The organism is uncultured Luteimonas sp. (assembly GCF_947492465.1).
In the GTDB taxonomy this organism is placed as follows: domain Bacteria; phylum Pseudomonadota; class Gammaproteobacteria; order Xanthomonadales; family Xanthomonadaceae; genus Luteimonas.
The window spans coordinates 940301-954891 of the sequence record NZ_CANLNF010000001.1; the positions used below are offsets into that span (position 1 = coordinate 940301).

At 70.4% G+C, this 14591-nt stretch carries 16 protein-coding genes; 7 read left to right on the top strand and 9 right to left on the bottom strand.

Features of this window, described 5'->3' with window-relative positions:
• Positions 1-3 precede the first annotated feature (3 nt).
• From Q0863_RS04185 to asnS, 7 genes are all read right to left on the bottom strand, one after another.
• Positions 4-1431: an aldehyde dehydrogenase gene (locus Q0863_RS04185; protein ID WP_298575342.1), complete on the bottom strand. Its 1428-nt coding sequence runs from the start codon at positions 1429-1431 to the stop codon at positions 4-6.
• 130 nt (positions 1432-1561) lie between these two features.
• Positions 1562-2374: an endonuclease VIII gene (nei, locus tag Q0863_RS04190; protein ID WP_298575345.1), complete on the bottom strand. Its 813-nt coding sequence runs from the start codon at positions 2372-2374 to the stop codon at positions 1562-1564.
• 218 nt (positions 2375-2592) lie between these two features.
• Positions 2593-3378, bottom strand: a complete 786-nt coding sequence (locus Q0863_RS04195; RefSeq protein WP_298575348.1) for an SDR family oxidoreductase — start codon at positions 3376-3378, stop codon at positions 2593-2595.
• A 12-nt stretch (positions 3379-3390) separates the two neighbouring features.
• Positions 3391-4011: an FMN-binding negative transcriptional regulator gene (locus Q0863_RS04200; protein WP_298575351.1), complete on the bottom strand. Its 621-nt coding sequence runs from the start codon at positions 4009-4011 to the stop codon at positions 3391-3393.
• 167 nt (positions 4012-4178) lie between these two features.
• Entirely contained in the window at positions 4179-4496 is a 318-nt protein-coding gene (locus Q0863_RS04205) for a hypothetical protein (protein WP_298575354.1), read from the bottom strand.
• Positions 4493-4798, bottom strand: coding sequence for a hypothetical protein (locus Q0863_RS04210; RefSeq protein ID WP_298575357.1), 306 nt, complete (start codon positions 4796-4798; stop codon positions 4493-4495). The genes Q0863_RS04205 and Q0863_RS04210 overlap by 4 nt, the downstream gene beginning before the upstream one ends.
• On the bottom strand, positions 4798-6198 hold the full coding sequence (gene asnS, locus Q0863_RS04215; protein WP_298575360.1) for an asparagine--tRNA ligase: 1401 nt from the start codon (positions 6196-6198) through the stop codon (positions 4798-4800). The genes Q0863_RS04210 and asnS overlap by 1 nt, the downstream gene beginning before the upstream one ends.
• Before the next feature lie 104 nt (positions 6199-6302).
• On the opposite strand from asnS, the gene Q0863_RS04220 reads away from it, so the two are divergent.
• From Q0863_RS04220 to Q0863_RS04240, 5 genes are all read left to right on the top strand, one after another.
• Positions 6303-6644, top strand: a complete 342-nt coding sequence (locus Q0863_RS04220) for an iron-sulfur cluster assembly accessory protein (protein WP_298575363.1) — start codon at positions 6303-6305, stop codon at positions 6642-6644.
• Between the two features lie 287 nt (positions 6645-6931).
• The gene (gene rpsF / locus Q0863_RS04225; RefSeq protein ID WP_298575365.1) at positions 6932-7387 is read left to right on the top strand and encodes a 30S ribosomal protein S6; all 456 of its coding nucleotides are present in this window, start codon (positions 6932-6934) and stop codon (positions 7385-7387) included.
• Between the two features lie 11 nt (positions 7388-7398).
• Entirely contained in the window at positions 7399-7629 is a 231-nt protein-coding gene (rpsR, locus tag Q0863_RS04230) for a 30S ribosomal protein S18 (RefSeq protein ID WP_146385085.1), read from the top strand.
• Between the two features lie 106 nt (positions 7630-7735).
• Entirely contained in the window at positions 7736-8188 is a 453-nt protein-coding gene (rplI, locus tag Q0863_RS04235) for a 50S ribosomal protein L9 (RefSeq protein WP_298575372.1), read from the top strand.
• Between the two features lie 352 nt (positions 8189-8540).
• Positions 8541-9953 (top strand): replicative DNA helicase, encoded by a 1413-nt coding sequence (locus Q0863_RS04240; RefSeq protein ID WP_298575374.1) that lies wholly within the window; start codon positions 8541-8543, stop codon positions 9951-9953.
• A 16-nt stretch (positions 9954-9969) separates the two neighbouring features.
• Here Q0863_RS04240 and Q0863_RS04245 read toward each other — a convergent pair whose 3' ends face one another.
• Together Q0863_RS04245 and Q0863_RS04250 are read right to left on the bottom strand one after the other, a co-directional pair.
• The gene (locus tag Q0863_RS04245; RefSeq protein ID WP_298575377.1) at positions 9970-10593 is read right to left on the bottom strand and encodes a hypothetical protein; all 624 of its coding nucleotides are present in this window, start codon (positions 10591-10593) and stop codon (positions 9970-9972) included.
• A gap of 272 nt (positions 10594-10865) precedes the next feature.
• A complete protein-coding gene (locus Q0863_RS04250) occupies positions 10866-11711 on the bottom strand; it encodes a hypothetical protein (protein WP_298575380.1) in 846 nt (281 codons plus the stop codon).
• A 103-nt stretch (positions 11712-11814) separates the two neighbouring features.
• Between Q0863_RS04250 and alr the strand changes: the two genes are divergently transcribed.
• Both alr and Q0863_RS04260 read left to right on the top strand, forming a co-directional pair.
• Entirely contained in the window at positions 11815-13011 is a 1197-nt protein-coding gene (gene alr / locus Q0863_RS04255) for an alanine racemase (RefSeq protein ID WP_298575383.1), read from the top strand.
• Positions 13012-13036: 25 nt separating this feature from the next.
• Positions 13037-14467: a deoxyribodipyrimidine photo-lyase gene (locus Q0863_RS04260; RefSeq protein ID WP_298575386.1), complete on the top strand. Its 1431-nt coding sequence runs from the start codon at positions 13037-13039 to the stop codon at positions 14465-14467.
• Positions 14468-14591 lie beyond the last annotated feature (124 nt).

Sequence of the window (14591 nt, forward strand, 5' to 3'; positions counted from 1 at the left end):
CCATTATCGCAAAGCGATGCCGATGTTCCTCGGTTCGGTGAAGAAGCGCATCGCCTCCAGGCCACCTTCGTGGCCCAGCCCGGACTGGCCCATGCCGCCGAAGGGCGTGCGCAGGTCGCGCAGCATCCAGCTGTTGATCCAGACGATACCCACGCGCATGGCGGCGGCGAGGCGATGGGCGCGGTCGAGGTCGCGCGTCCACAGCGAAGCGGACAGTCCGTAGTCCACGGCATTGGCCAGGCGCAGCGCATGGGCCTCGTCGTCGAACGCCTGCAGGGTGGCGACCGGGCCGAAGATCTCCCGGCAGTTGCTGTCGGTGTCCGGCCCGAGGCCGTCGATCAGGGTCGGTTCGATGAACCAGCCTGGCCGGTCCAGGGCATGGCCGCCGCAGAGGATGCGGCCCCCTTCCTCGCGCGCCCTCGCGATGGCCGCCCGCACCTTGTCGAACTGCGCCTGCGACACGAGCGGGCCGAACTGCGTGTCCGGATCGACCGGATCGCCGATGCGCAGCGCCCGCGCGCGCTCGACGAAGGCCTCGGTGAACTGCTGCACGATGGCGCGCTCGACCAGGATGCGCGAACCGCACAGGCAGATCTGGCCGCTGTTCTGGAACGCCGAGCGCACCAGGGTGTCGAGGTGGTCCTGCCAGTCGCTGTCGGCAAAGACCACGGTCGCGTTCTTGCCGCCCAGTTCCAGCGACAGCTTCTTGAGCTGCGGCGCGGCCAGGGCGGCGATGTGCCGGCCCACGGCGGTGCTGCCGGTAAAGGAGACCGCGCGCACGTCCGGATGGGCGACCAGGGCCTGGCCGGCCTCCGCGCCGCGTCCGTGGACGATATTGAGCACGCCCGGCGGCAGGCCGATCTCCAAGGCGAGTTCGCCCAGCAGGGTCGCACTCAGCGGCGTCACCTCGGACGGCTTGGCCACCACGGCATTGCCGGCGGCCAGCGCCGGGGCGATCTTCCAGGTGAGCAGGTACAGCGGCAGGTTCCAGGGCGAGATGGTGCCGACCACGCCCAGCGGCAAGCGCAGGGTGTAGTTGAGCCCGGCTTGGCCATGGTGGGATTCGCTGGCGAACTGGGTGGCCGCGTGGGCGAAGAAGCGCAGGTTGGCCACCGCGCGCGGGATCTCGATCTCGCGCGCCAGCGTGACCGGCTTGCCGGCGTCGCGCGATTCGGTCTGGGCGAACAGTTCAGCGCGCGACTCCAGCGCGTCGGCCAGCCGTTCCAGCCAGCGCGCGCGGACATCGTTGGCAAGCGCGGCCCAGCCGGGCGCGGCCGCGGAGGCAGCCTCGACGGCGGCGTCGACGTCGCGCGCATCGCCATCGGCCACCGACGCGAACGGCCGCCCGGAGGCCGGGTCGGCAACGTCCAGCCACTGGCCGGAGGCGGGTTCGCGTGGCGCGCCCCCGATCAGGTGCAGGCAGCGTTTCATCGGGCCAGCTTACTCCGGCGCGGATCGAAGGCGCGTCGCGGATCGAGGCCCGTGCAGCGGCTGCGGGTCGGCTGTGGAGACGCCACGCGCAGATGCGGAGCGATCGGGGTGCCGGACCGTCCTCGCGCGTTCAGCGCTGACAACCGCTGCAGGCGTACATCCGGCGACCGGCGGTGGTAGTGCGCACGATGGCGGCGCCGCAACGCGTGCAGGGCGCGCCCTCGCGGTCGAACACGTGGAAGCGGAAGCCCTCCGGCGTGTCGGTCAGATAGTCGCCGCGCATGCCGCGGGCCGGTTCGATGCCGCGGGTCCGGTAGCTGCGGCGCGGCACCGCCAGCAGGGCCGCGGCCAGCCGCGCGCGCTCCCCGCCGGACAGGTCGGCCGGGCGCCTTCCGGGGGTGATGCCGGCCTCGAACAGCACTTCGGCGCGCAGGTAGTTGCCCATGCCCGCAAGGAACCCCTGGTCGAGCAGCAGTCCGTCCAGCCGCCGCCGCGCGAACGCCGGCTGCCGCAGGCGCGCTTCCACCGTCGCCGCGTCCAGGAAGGGATCGAGGATGTCCGGACCGAGCCTGGACAGGAACGGATGCCGGTGCAGGTCCTCGTCGCGCCACATCGCGATGTCGGAGGCCGAATAGAGCAGGAGTGCGCGTCGGGCGGTCTCCAGCGCCACGCGCAGCGAACGCGCGGTGTCCGGGCGCTCCCCGGCCTGGCAGACCTTCCACACCCCGTAGAGCTGGTTGTGGGTGTAGAGCGTCCAGCCGTGGTCGAAGCGGGTCAGCAGGGCCTTGCCGTGCGGTTCGATGGCCAGGATCCGGCGGCCGCGCAACTCGCGTCCGAAGCGCTCCAGCGCGGGAAACGCGAACCAGGCCGAGACCAGCGGCTGTCCGGCGACGGCCTCGGCGAGGCGGTCTGCGGTACGGCGGATCTCGGGGCCTTCAGGCATGAGGGCGGGGATTGGCGATCCGGCATTGGGGCTCCGAAAGAGCGGAGCGTAGGCACCGCGGCGGTCTCGAATCGCCAATCACCAGTCACGACCCTCGACATCGGCGGCATCTTCCGCCTTCCCGCGAAAGGGGCGATTCGCGACTCGTGATTCGACGGGGCAGGGGGCTGCCCGGCGGCTTCCTCGAATCCCCAATCCCGAATCCCCAATCCCCGCCCTCATATCGACTGCATCCGCCCGCCATCGACCGCGAGGCTGACGCCGTTGACATAGGCCGCGGCCGGGGAGCACAGGAAGGCGATGACGCCGCCGGTTTCCTCGGGCCTGGCCATGCGCCCGGCCGGCACGCTGGCCAGCATCGCCGCCAGCACCTCTTCCCGCGGCTTGCCGCTGGCCGCGCTGCGCTCGCGCAGGATCTGGTCGATGCGGGCGGTGTCGGTGTAGCCGGGCAGGACGTTGTTGACGGTGATGCCGTGCGGCGCCAGTTCGCGCGACAGCGTCTTGGCCCAGCTGGCCACTGCCCCGCGGATCGTGTTGGACACGCCCAGTCCGGCGATCGGCTCGTAGACCGAGGTCGAGACCACGTTGACGACGCGGCCCCAGCCCGCCGCGCGCATCCCCGGCACCAGCGCCTGCACCAAGGCCTGGCCGGCCAGCAGGTGGCGGCCGAAGGCCTCGAGGAAGGCCGGCTCGCCGGCATCCAGCGCCGGTCCGCCAGGCGGCCCGCCCGTGTTGTTGACCAGGATGTGCACGGGCGCGTCGTCGGCGAGCCCGGCGACCGCCGCGCGCAGCGCATCGCGCTCCGACAGGTCGGCAGCCAGCACGCGATGACGCTGCGCGGCGCTGCGCGGCAGGGCGTCGACCACCGCCTGCAGCGCCTGCGGGCGGCGCGAGAGCACGGTGACGTCGGCGCCCAGCAGCGCCAGTTCGTGGGCGGTGGCGCGGCCGATGCCTTCGGAGGCGCCACAGACCAGTGCGTGGCGGCGGCTGAGATCGAGATCCATGGTGCTGTCCTTTCAGTCGATGCGCGCGCGCATCAGCGCGGCGACGGCGTGCGCGCCAGGCGCGCCGAGTCCGGCCAGGGCGCCGGCGACCGCGACCCGGTTGTCGACCGGATGGTTCTGGCTGAGCTTGAACTTGAGCGCGATGCGCTCGGGCTCGAAGCGGAAGCCGACGATGCCGCGCAGCTGCCGGCGGTGGTCCTCGCGGTCGGGTTCGAAGCGCCACGACTGGCCGACGGTGGCCTCGAAACGGTCGCTCATGCGGGCCACCAGGTCGGCCAGCGCCGCCTCGTCCTCGAACGCCTGCAGCGCACCCGACAGGTGCGCCACCGCGTAGTTCCAGGTCGGCACCCGCGCGGCCGGTTCCTTGTCCGGATACCAGCCCGGCGAGACGTAGGCGTGCGGTCCGTGGGCGACCAGCAGCGCGTGGCCGCCATGGCGGGCCTGCGGATTGGGCCGGGCCCAGTGTCCTTCGACCAGGACGCGCTCGCCGTCGCGGCGGTAGAGCACGGGCAGGTGGCTGGCGAAGGGCGCGCCGTCCGCGTCCGTGGTCACCAGGGTGACGAACGGATCGGCCGCCAGCAGCGCGTCGAGTCCGGCGAGGTCGGTTTCGGCAAAGGCGCGGGGCGTGTACATGGCGCGATCTTAGGGCATGGGTCGCGCGCGGTGCCGCGCTACGCGTCGTCAGCGAAGGGGGGCAGGGCAGGAGGCCGCGCGATTCCGGTCGAGGGAAGCGCTTCCGGGCGCCAAGTGCATCACGACGCAGGCACCGGCCGTGGCGCGCGGCGAAGCCGCGCCGGCGCTCAGGCCTTCGCGCCGAGCGACTGCACCATGCGCGGGCGCATCGAGGCCTCGTCTGCGCCGGCGGGCGGCGCGAGTTCGGCGAGCGAGAAGCCGCGCCCCAGCGCATCCTCCTCGTCCAGCCCGTCGAAGGCGACGAAGTCGGCGTCCATCAGCATCGCGCGGGCGGTGTCCTCGCTGTCGTAGACGAGCGTATTGCCGTCGCTGTCGAACACCTCGGCGGTGCCCGCCTCGCGCACGCGCAGCCGCGCCCACACCACGGTGCGGCCCAGCGAGGCCAGCCACCACTGTTCGTCCACGTGCGCCACCTCCGTGCTCATCGCAGCGCCACCGACCACAGCCACAGCAGCACCGACATGCCCAGCGCGCCCAGGATCACGAACGCGGCGACCCGCGCGGGCGTCGCCAGCCCGGTGAACTGCGCATCGGGCACGGAGCGGTAGCGCCCGGCCAGCAGCCAGCGCAGCGCGCCGGGGGCCAGGAACGCGCTTTCGCCGAGCGAGGCGCGCACCTCGGGATGGCGGTCGCGCAGGTGCACCAGCGACAGCGGCCAGAAGATCACGAACGCGGTGATCCCGCCGATGGCGATGCCGACGAAACACAGGGCCAGGAAGAGGATCATCAGTATTCGGCGTTGCCCGGCGCACGCGGGTAGGGGATGGCGTCGCGGATGTTGGACAGCCCGCACACGTACACGATCAGGCGCTCGAAGCCGAGCCCGAAACCGGCGTGCGGCACCGTGCCGTAGCGGCGGAAATCGCGGTACCAGGCGTAGTGCTCGCGGTCCAGGCCGAACTGGTCCATGCGCGCGTCGAGCACGTCCAGGCGCTCCTCGCGCTGGCTGCCGCCGATGATCTCGCCGATGCCCGGCGCCAGCACGTCCATCGCGGCGACGGTCCTGCCGTCGTCGTTCAGGCGCATGTAGAAGGCCTTGATGTGCTCCGGGTAGTTGGTCACCACCACCGGGCGGCCGACGTGCTGTTCGGTCAGCCAGCGCTCGTGCTCGGTCTGCAGGTCCAGGCCCCACTCGACCGGGAAGTCGAACTTCTGCCCGGACTTCTGCAGCAGCGCCACCGCATCGCTGTATTCGATGCGTTCGAACGGCGCGTTGATGAAGGATTCCAGCCGGGTGATCGCGTCCTTCTGCACGCGCTCGGCGATGAAGGCCATGTCGTCGCCGCGTTCGTCGAGCACCGCGCGGAACAGGTACTTGAGGAAGTCCTCGGCGACGCGCGCGTCCTCGGCCAGGTCGGCGAAGGCGATCTCCGGTTCGATCATCCAGAACTCGGCCAGGTGGCGCGTGGTGTGGCTGTTCTCGGCGCGGAAGGTCGGGCCGAAGGTATAGACCTTGCTCATCGCAAGCGCGAACGCCTCGACGTTGAGCTGGCCCGACACCGACAGGAACACTTCCTTGCCGAAGAAGTCGCGCGAGAAATCGACCGCGCCCTTGCCGTCGCGCGGCAGGTTGGCCAGGTCCAGGGTCGAGACGCGGAACATCTGCCCGGCGCCCTCGGCGTCGGAGGTGGTGATGACCGGCGTGTTGATCCAGTAATAGCCGTGCTGGTGGAAGTAGCGATGCGCCGCCTGCGCCAGGCAGTGGCGGATGCGGGTGACCGCACCGAACAGGTTGGTGCGCGGGCGCAGGTGGGCGACCTCGCGCAGGAACTCCAGCGAATGCGCCTTGGGCTGGATCGGATAGGTTTCCGGGTCTTCGACCCAGCCCACGACCTCGATCGACTCGGCCTGGATCTCGAAGCTCTGTCCCTGGCCCTGCGAGGCGACCAGGGTGCCGGTGGCGACCACCGAGCAGCCGGCGGTGAGGCGCTTGACCTCGGATTCGTAGTTGCCCAGCGTTTCGGGCGCCACCACCTGGATCGGCGCGAAGCAGGACCCGTCGCTGACATTGACGAAGCTCAGCCCGGCCTTGGAATCGCGCCGGGTACGCACCCAGCCGCGGACCGTGACTTCGCCGCCGGCGGGAATCCTGCCCGCGAGCGCGTGTTCGACGCTGGAAACCGTCATGCCTTGAATCCTGGGGAGATGGGGCCGATATCGGAACGCACAGTTTACAGCGGCACCGGCCTCCAAAAAGGCCTTCTTCAGCCACCCCGCGCTAGAATCCGGTCATGTCGATCCAGCTCACCCCCGCCGCCCTCGAACGCGTCCGCCAGTTCCTCGCCGCCAGTCCGGATGCACTCGGGCTGCGTTTCGGCGTCAGGAAGACCGGCTGCTCGGGCTGGGGATACGAGGTCGAGCTTGCGCAGGAGTCGCGCGAGGGCGACAGCGTCAGCGAGCAGGACGGCGTGCGCATCTACGTCGACGCCAGCAGCCAGCCGATGGTCGACGGCACCACCATCGACTTCGTGCGCAAGGGCCTGAACCACGAGTTCGTCTTCGCCAATCCGCGCGCGGCGGCCGAGTGCGGCTGCGGCGAGAGCTTCACCACCGACGCCGACCGCGCCGCCTGAGCCGGCGCGCCCGGCGCGGCCGTCCCGCAGTGGAGACGGGTGACAGCCGCGCAAGTCCGACGCGACGCCCTTCACATCGGGCAGGGCGAATCCGGCTTCCGATGGCCAGGGCCTGGCCAGGATCCGCGCGCCGCCCGCGGCCAACTTGCCCGCAAGCCATTGATCCTCCATAATGCGCGGCTCCCTGCGGCCCGCAGCTGCAGGGACCTTGCTCCACCGCGTCCATTCCGGGCGCCGGGAGCTGTCCGGGGCCCGCGAGGGCGCCCGAATACCCGAAAGGACAACCCATGCGTCATTACGAAATCGTGTTCCTGGTCCATCCGGACCAGAGCGAGCAGGTGCCGGCGATGATCGAGCGTTACAAGACGCTGATCGAGAACGGCGAAGGCAAGATCCACCGCCTGGAAGACTGGGGGCGCCGCCAGCTGGCCTACCCGATCAACAACCTGGTCAAGGCCCACTACGTGCTGCTCAACATCGAAGCCGGCCAGGACGTGCTCACCGAGCTCGTCGAGGGCTTCCGCTTCAACGACGCCATCCTGCGCCACCTGGTGATGCGCCGCGACGAAGCCGACACCGAGCAGTCGCTGATCATGAAGAACAAGGACGAGAAGCCGGACCGTCCCGACCGCCCCGAGCGTTCGGATCGTCGCCGCCGCGATGACGACGAGACCACGTCCACCGACGGCGAAGGCAGCAAGGCCGACACGGCCGAGCCGACCGAACCGACCGAAGCCGCCTGAGGAGCACACCCATGTCCAAGTTCTTCCGCCGCCGCAAGTTCTGCAAGTTCACCGCCGAGGGTGTCAAGGAGATCGACTACAAGGATCTCAACACCCTGCGCCAGAACCTCACCGAGAACGGCAAGATCGTGCCGAGCCGCATCACCGGCACCAAGTCGCGCTACCAGCGCCAGCTGGCGCTCGCGGTCAAGCGCGCGCGTTTCCTCGCGCTGATCCCGTACACCGACAACCACAACGTCTGACCGGCCACGCGGGGCGCCCACGGGCGTTTCCGCGACCGGCATCCGTCCGATTCGGACAGCAACCGTTGCGGCGCGCCTGCGCCGCTAACGAATACGGAGCAATGAAATGGAACTGATCCTCCTGCAGCGCGTGACCAACCTCGGCAACCTGGGCGACAAGGTCAGCGTCAAGCCGGGCTACGGCCGCAACTTCCTGGTGCCCCAGGGCAAGGCCGTGCCGGCCACCGCCGCCAACCTGGCCGAGTTCGAGGCGCGCCGCGCCGAGTACGAAGCCAAGGCCAAGTCCATCGCCGACGAGGCCCAGTCGCGCCTGGCCAAGCTCGAGGGCGCCAGCGTCACGATCTACGCCAACGCTTCCACCGAGGGCAAGCTGTACGGCTCGGTCGGCCCGCGCGACATCGCCGAGGCGCTGAGCAAGACGGTGACCGAGGTCGGCAAGTCGGAAGTCGTGCTGGGCGAAGGCCCGCTGCGCAACACCGGCGAGTTCGACGTGGTGATCCACCTGCACGCCGATGCGGAAACCACGGTCAAGGTGATCATCGAGCCGGAAGCGGCCTGATCGCTTCACCGCAGGGCTGGACCATGGACAGGCGCCGCGAGGCGCCTGTCCTGTTTTGGACGTCCGGTTCCTTCCGTCGCTCGGGCGGGTCGCCGTGCATGCCGGCCAGTCGCGGGCTTCGCCCACGCCAGGCACAGGCGCCTGCCGCGCGCTCGGTCGTCGGACGGGGTGCTCTCCAGCGGCCAGGCCGCCGGGGGCGACCGCGGCTCCCTGCCGAAATCGCAGGCGCCGAGACGGCGCCGGCGGATAACCTTCTTATCCACAGCTTGTTCCGTCGCGTACCCACAGCCGCGACCGCTAGGATGACCGGTCGGGAACGTCGCTGCGGCGACGACCCGGTCCGTCGCCAGGAGTGAATCGTCCGATGTCCGCACGCCCCGGCTTCCGCCAGGACAACCGCAGCGAACCCCGCATCGACCAGCTGCGCGTGCCGCCGCAGTCGGTGGAGGCCGAACAGGCGGTGCTCGGCGGCCTGATGCTGGCGCCGGACGCCTACGACCGCGTCGCCGACCTGCTCAACGACAAGGACTTCTACCGCCGCGACCACCAGCTGATCTACCGCGCGATCCGCGAACTGGCGGAGAAGGACAAGCCCTTCGACGCGGTGACCCTGGGCGAGTGGTTCGAATCCAACGGCCTGTCCGAGCAGGTCGCCGGTGGCGCCTACCTGGTCGAGCTGGCGAGCACCACGCCCTCGGCGGCCAACATCAAGGCTTATGCCGAAATCGTGCGCGACAAGGCGGTGCTGCGCCAGCTGATCGAGATCGGCACCGACATCGTCAACGACGGCTTCCAGCCGGACGGCCGCGAGAGCGCCGAGATCCTGGCCAAGGCCGAGCAGCAGGTGTTCGCAATCGCCGAGGCCGGCTCGCGCGGGCGCCAGGATTTCACCCCGATCAACAAGGCCATGGCCGAGGCCTTCGACGTGCTGCAGACGCGGCATGCCAACGGCGGCGGCATCACCGGCCTGCCCACCGGCTACACCGAGTTCGACATGATGACGGCCGGCCTGCAGCCGACCGACCTGATCATCCTGGCCGCGCGCCCGGCCATGGGCAAGACCACCTTCGCGCTCAACATCGCCGAGTACGCGGCGATCAAGACCAAGAAGGCGGTGGCGGTGTTCTCGATGGAAATGTCGGCCAGCCAGCTCGCGCTGCGCCTGATTTCGTCGAACGGACGGATCAACGCCACGCGCCTGCGCACCGGCCAGCTCGAGGACGAGGACTGGAGCCGGGTGACCAGCGCGATCCGGATGATCAAGGAAACCAAGATCTTCATCGACGACACGCCCGGCCTGTCGCCCGACGTGCTGCGCGCGAAGTCGCGCCGGCTCAAGCGCGAGCACGACCTCGGCCTGATCGTGATCGACTACCTGCAGCTGATGGCGGTCCCCGGCAACAGCGAGAACCGCGCCACCGAGATCTCTGAGATCTCGCGCTCGCTCAAGGGCCTGGCCAAGGAACTCAACGTGCCGGTGATCGCGCTGTCGCAGCTCAACCGCTCGCTGGAAACCCGCACCGACAAGCGCCCGGTGATGGCCGACCTGCGCGAGTCGGGCGCCATCGAGCAGGACGCGGACATCATCGTGTTCATCTACCGCGACGATTACTACAACAAGGAAAACTCGCCGGACAAGGGCCTGGCCGAGATCATCATCGGCAAGCAGCGCAGCGGGCCGACCGGGTCGGTGAAGCTCAAGTTCTTCGGCGAGTACACGCGCTTCGACAACCTCGCGCACGATTCGGTGGGCAGCTTCGAGTAGGCGGGGCGGATGGCGCTCAATCCGGTGTCGCACCCGGGACGCGCGCAGGCAGCGCCCCCGTACAGTCCTGCAGGGATTGCATGAGCCCGTCGGCGAAGGACGCCGCGATCTGTCTGACCAGCTCGATCTGGCGGGCGTTGGTGGGGTCGGGGACCGGCGCATGGACCGCCACCTCGTAGCGGTCGGGCCATCGCGAGAACTCGCGGAGTTCCGCGATCGAATGGTGTCGGGTAGCGTCCAGGTCGTGGAATGCGATCGTGATCGGGAATGGATCCAGATCCTGCGGGCCGCGCGCCGCGGCGTTCACCAGGTGCTTGCGCATGACCGGCCCCATGGCCGAGTCCACCACGCTGAACCGGTACAGCGCATCGGAAAGTGCCGCGTCGGCCGCGCGCGCGCCTTCGATCTGCCGGACGTGGTTCTGTTCGCTGGTCAGTCCGGCGGGCATGGTGGAACTGACCACGTACATTTCCAGCCCGGACGCGTATTCGACCCGCGCGAGCGCGGTGCTGTTGCCGTTGAACAATGCGCTGACGCAACGCCTTGCCTCTTCCGGTACCGGAAAACGCAGGCAGTAGACGCCCGGCAGTTCATAGTGGCCGTTCCAACTGCCGGGGGGCGATGTCCAGCGCGGCACCATCGATGAAGCGGGCGCTCGTCTCCGCGGAGGCTGGCGCGTGCGCGCCCAGTCCGAGGGCCAGGCACCACGCGGCGAACCGCCACTGCGCGCATCCTTGCATGATCGCGACCTCTTCCTGAGTTCGGGTCCGAAGCATAGCGGTTGCAGGGCGCTGCGCAAACCCTGGACCCCAAGGTTCGGGTGCGGTGCAGCGTGGCATGGGCAGGCTCGCGCCGAGCGCCATCGCGGGCGACCGATCAAGCTTGCAGGGCGAGTGCGTGACCGGCCGGGGGTCACACCAGGCGGTTGATCACCTTGACCGCGATCGAGCCGCCCGGGATGGCCATCGAGATCGCGTCGGCGCCGATGTCCACCAGCAGGTCGCGGGTCATGGCCGCGCCCAGCTTGTCGCGGAACCACTGGCCGCTCTCGACCACGTCGCCGGTCAACCCGTCCACCTCGACCACGCCGACCTTGCCGGCGGTGGTCCAGGCGTATTCGAAGGCGAACACCGGCCGGTAGTACAGGTGCAGCTTGCCGATCGTGATCGTGTCGTCGCGGATCTCGGTGGCGTCGATCGCCTCCGAAGCCAGTCGTGACAGCGCCATCTGCGTGGCCGCCGCCGAGGACAGCAGCGGCCGCAGCAGGCCGTCGCGGTCCAGCTGGTCCTGCTCGATGGCCCGGTACTTCTCCACGTAGCGCTGCAGCGCGCCGGCGCGCGTGTCGCGCTTCATCCCGTCCTGGAACACGGTGGCCTCGATCCGGCGCAGGCAAGCCTCGCGCACCGGCAGCTCGATCCACGGTTTGCGGTCCGGCGACTGCACCGGAAGCTCCTGGCCAGCGACCAGCAATCGCTGCGCATGCGGGTTGGCGACCGGCACCTGGTAGGTCGCGTCGTGGATGAAGTCGACCTCGCGACGCGCCTCGACGTGCCAGAACGGCTCATAGCGCAGCTCCGACTTGGCCAGCTGCACCGTGTCGGCCTTGGGGCGGTTGAGCGGATTGAGCCGCGCCAGCGTGCCGAACGCGTTGAGCCGGCTCTTGTCGGCCTGCTCCTGGGCGGCGCGCGCCGGATAGACTTCGTCGAACAGTAGCACCCGCGTCGCGGATGCCTCGATGCGGACCGTGCTCTGCTCCATGGTGTCGACTCCCCCGACAACGCGCGCGACGCGAGACCGATGCCCCGGCGACACCGGCGTCGGGGCGGCCCGTCGCGCCACGGGCCGCGGCTATCATGCACGCATGTCCACGCCCACCGCCACGGCCCAGCGGGCGCCCGCCGCGGGGCCGGGCCACCTGCCGTCGCCCGCCGCGAGCGGCAGGCCCAGTCGCATCCTGGTTGACCTGGACGCCCTCGCCGCCAACCTGCGCGCGATCGCGGCGCATGTGCGCGTGCCGGTGATGCCCATCGTCAAGGCCAACGCCTATGGCCACGGCCTGGTGCCGGTGGCCCGCCACCTGCAGGCCAGCGGCGCCGGTAGCTTCGGCGTGGCCTTCGTGGAGGAAGGCATCGCCCTGCGCGAGGCCGGGATCGACGTGCCGATCCTGGTGATGGGCGGGATCTTCGGACCGCAGGTGGCGCAGTTCATCCGCCACGACCTGCAACTCACCGTGTCCTCGCTGTCCAAGCTGCGCCAGGTGGAGGACGCGGCGGCGGCGCTGGGGCGGCGTGCGCGCGTGCACCTGAAGATCGACACGGGCATGGAGCGGATCGGCGTGCACGCCGGATCGGCCGGCGCCTTCATCGAGGCGGCGGTGGGTTCGCGATGGTGCGATGTGGTCGGCGTGTACTCGCACCTGGCCTGCGCCGACGATCCCGCTGCGCCGATGACGATGCAGCAGCTGGAGCGCTTCCTGGAGGCCTGCACGCATTTCGAACGCCTGGACGCGCCGATGCCGGTCCGGCACCTGGCCAACTCGGGCGGGGTGCTGCATTTCCCGGCCACCCACCTGGACATGGTGCGGCCCGGCATCCTGCTCTACGGCGTGCTGCCCGATCCGGCCTCGCGCCCCGTGGTGGCCGTGCGCCCGGCGCTGTCGCTGGTCTCGCAGGTGGTGTACTTCAAGGTGGTGCGTGAAGGCAGCACCGTCGGCTACGGCGCCAGCTGGACCGCGGCCCAGGACACGCGCGTGGTCACGGTGCCGGTCGGCTATGGCGACGGCTGGCCACGTGCGCTGTCCTCGCGCGGCGAGGTGCTGGTGCGCGGGCGCCGGCACCGGCTGGCCGGCCGTGTGTGCATGGACCAGTTCATGGTCGACATCGGCATGCACAGCGCCTGGAACGAGGACGAGGTGGTGCTGGTGGGCGGGCAGGGCGCGGAGGCGATCACGGTGGAAGAAGTGGCTCACACCGCCGGCACGATCCCCTACGAGATTCTGGTGCAGCTCAACGAACGCATCCCGCGCGAATACCGCGGCGGCGCGCACGACGCCGGCTGAGCCCGGCAAGACAGGAACCGCGACGATGGCCAATGCGCTGGTGTGGTTCCGCAACGACCTGCGGCTGGACGACCAGCCTGCGCTGCGCGCCGCGCTGGACGCGGGGCAGGTCCCGGTGTGCGTGTACATCCACGCGCCGGAGGAGGAGGGCGCCTGGCGCCCGGGCGCTGCGTCCAACGCCTGGCGACAGCGTTCGCTGGCCGCGCTCGACGCCAGCCTGCGCACGCGCGGTTCGCGCCTGCGGATCTTCAGCGGTCCCAGCCTGGAACTGCTGGGCACGATCGCGGCAGCCTGCGACGCCGAGGCCGTGTACTGGACGCGGCGCTACGAGCCGGCGATCGAGCGCCGCGACGCGGCGATCAAGCGTGCGCTGCGCGCGCAGGGCCTGCATGCGGAGAGCTTCAACGGCTCGCTGCTGTTCGAGCCCTGGACGCTGGCCACCCGCCAGGGCGGGCCGTACCGCGTGTTCACGCCATTCTGGCGCACGGCGCTGGCCGACTGGCGCACGACCCCGCCCTGGTCCGCGCCCGACGAGCTGCCCGACCTGGAGGGCGATCCGGACGGCATCCGGCTCGAGGTGCTGCGGCTGGCGCCTCCGCGCGGCTGGGACGCCGGCTTCTGGGAGCACTGGACGCCCGGCGAGTCCGGGGCGCGCGAAGCGCTGGAGGTCTTCCTCGACGGCGCGCTGCATGGCTACCGCGAACAGCGCGAGCGGCCCGATCGCGTCGGCAGTTCGCGCCTGTCGCCGCACCTGCATTTCGGCGAGATCGCGCCATGGCGCATCGCCGCCGCACTCGAGGCGCGGCGCAGCGCGGCACTGGACGCCGACATTGAGGCCTTCCTCCGCCAGCTGGGCTGGCGCGAGTTCGCCCATCATCTGCTGCACCACTTCCCGGACAGCCCCGAACACAACTTCGACCGCCGCTTCGACGCCTTCGCCTGGGCCAGGCCGGACCAGCGCCTGCTGGACGCCTGGCGCAGCGGGCGCACCGGCGTGCCGATCGTCGACGCGGGCATGCGCGAGCTGTGGCGCACCGGCTGGATGCACAACCGCGTGCGCATGATCGTGGGCAGCTGGCTGTGCAAGCACATGCGCCAGCACTGGCGCGAGGGCGCGCGCTGGTTCCATGAAACCCTGGTGGACGCGGACCTGGCCAGCAACAGCCTGGGCTGGCAGTGGGTGGCCGGCACCGGCGCGGACGCGGCGCCGTACTTCCGCGTGTTCAACCCGGTGACGCAGGCGCGCAAGTTCGATCCCGATGGCCATTACGTGGCGCGCTGGCTCCCCGAGCTGGCGCCGCTGCCGCTGCCGCTGCGGCATGCGCCCTGGCTCGACGGGGCCCGAGCGAGGCAGTTGGCCCCTGGCTATCTGGCGCGGCCGGTGGTCGACCTGGCCGCCGGGCGGCAGCAGGCGCTGGACGCCTACCGCAACCTGCGCGGGGCGACCAGCGCATAGCCGGCCATGCCGGAGCGTCGGGCCTGATCGACCCGCCATCCGGGTTCCTGAACGGAAGGGTGCCGCGGCGGGTCCGGGTGTGCGTCCCGTCACCGGCCGTTGGCGGAGTGCGTGCTTTGCTGGC

Excerpts from the sequence above, each read along its gene's own strand:
- Q0863_RS04185 (WP_298575342.1), bottom strand. The coding sequence starts at position 1,431 with ATGAAACGCTGCCTGCACCTGATCGGGGGCGCGCCACGCGAACCCGCC.
- nei (WP_298575345.1), bottom strand. The coding sequence starts at position 2,374 with ATGCCTGAAGGCCCCGAGATCCGCCGTACCGCAGACCGCCTCGCCGAG.
- Q0863_RS04195 (WP_298575348.1), bottom strand. The coding sequence starts at position 3,378 with ATGGATCTCGATCTCAGCCGCCGCCACGCACTGGTCTGTGGCGCCTCC.
- Q0863_RS04200 (WP_298575351.1), bottom strand. The coding sequence starts at position 4,011 with ATGTACACGCCCCGCGCCTTTGCCGAAACCGACCTCGCCGGACTCGAC.
- Q0863_RS04205 (WP_298575354.1), bottom strand. The coding sequence starts at position 4,496 with ATGAGCACGGAGGTGGCGCACGTGGACGAACAGTGGTGGCTGGCCTCG.
- Q0863_RS04210 (WP_298575357.1), bottom strand. The coding sequence starts at position 4,798 with ATGATCCTCTTCCTGGCCCTGTGTTTCGTCGGCATCGCCATCGGCGGG.
- asnS (WP_298575360.1), bottom strand. The coding sequence starts at position 6,198 with ATGACGGTTTCCAGCGTCGAACACGCGCTCGCGGGCAGGATTCCCGCC.
- Q0863_RS04220 (WP_298575363.1), top strand. The coding sequence starts at position 6,303 with ATGTCGATCCAGCTCACCCCCGCCGCCCTCGAACGCGTCCGCCAGTTC.
- rpsF (WP_298575365.1), top strand. The coding sequence starts at position 6,932 with ATGCGTCATTACGAAATCGTGTTCCTGGTCCATCCGGACCAGAGCGAG.
- rpsR (WP_146385085.1), top strand. The coding sequence starts at position 7,399 with ATGTCCAAGTTCTTCCGCCGCCGCAAGTTCTGCAAGTTCACCGCCGAG.
- rplI (WP_298575372.1), top strand. The coding sequence starts at position 7,736 with ATGGAACTGATCCTCCTGCAGCGCGTGACCAACCTCGGCAACCTGGGC.
- Q0863_RS04245 (WP_298575377.1), bottom strand. The coding sequence starts at position 10,593 with ATGGTGCCGCGCTGGACATCGCCCCCCGGCAGTTGGAACGGCCACTAT.
- Q0863_RS04250 (WP_298575380.1), bottom strand. The coding sequence starts at position 11,711 with ATGGAGCAGAGCACGGTCCGCATCGAGGCATCCGCGACGCGGGTGCTA.
- alr (WP_298575383.1), top strand. The coding sequence starts at position 11,815 with ATGTCCACGCCCACCGCCACGGCCCAGCGGGCGCCCGCCGCGGGGCCG.
- Q0863_RS04260 (WP_298575386.1), top strand. The coding sequence starts at position 13,037 with ATGGCCAATGCGCTGGTGTGGTTCCGCAACGACCTGCGGCTGGACGAC.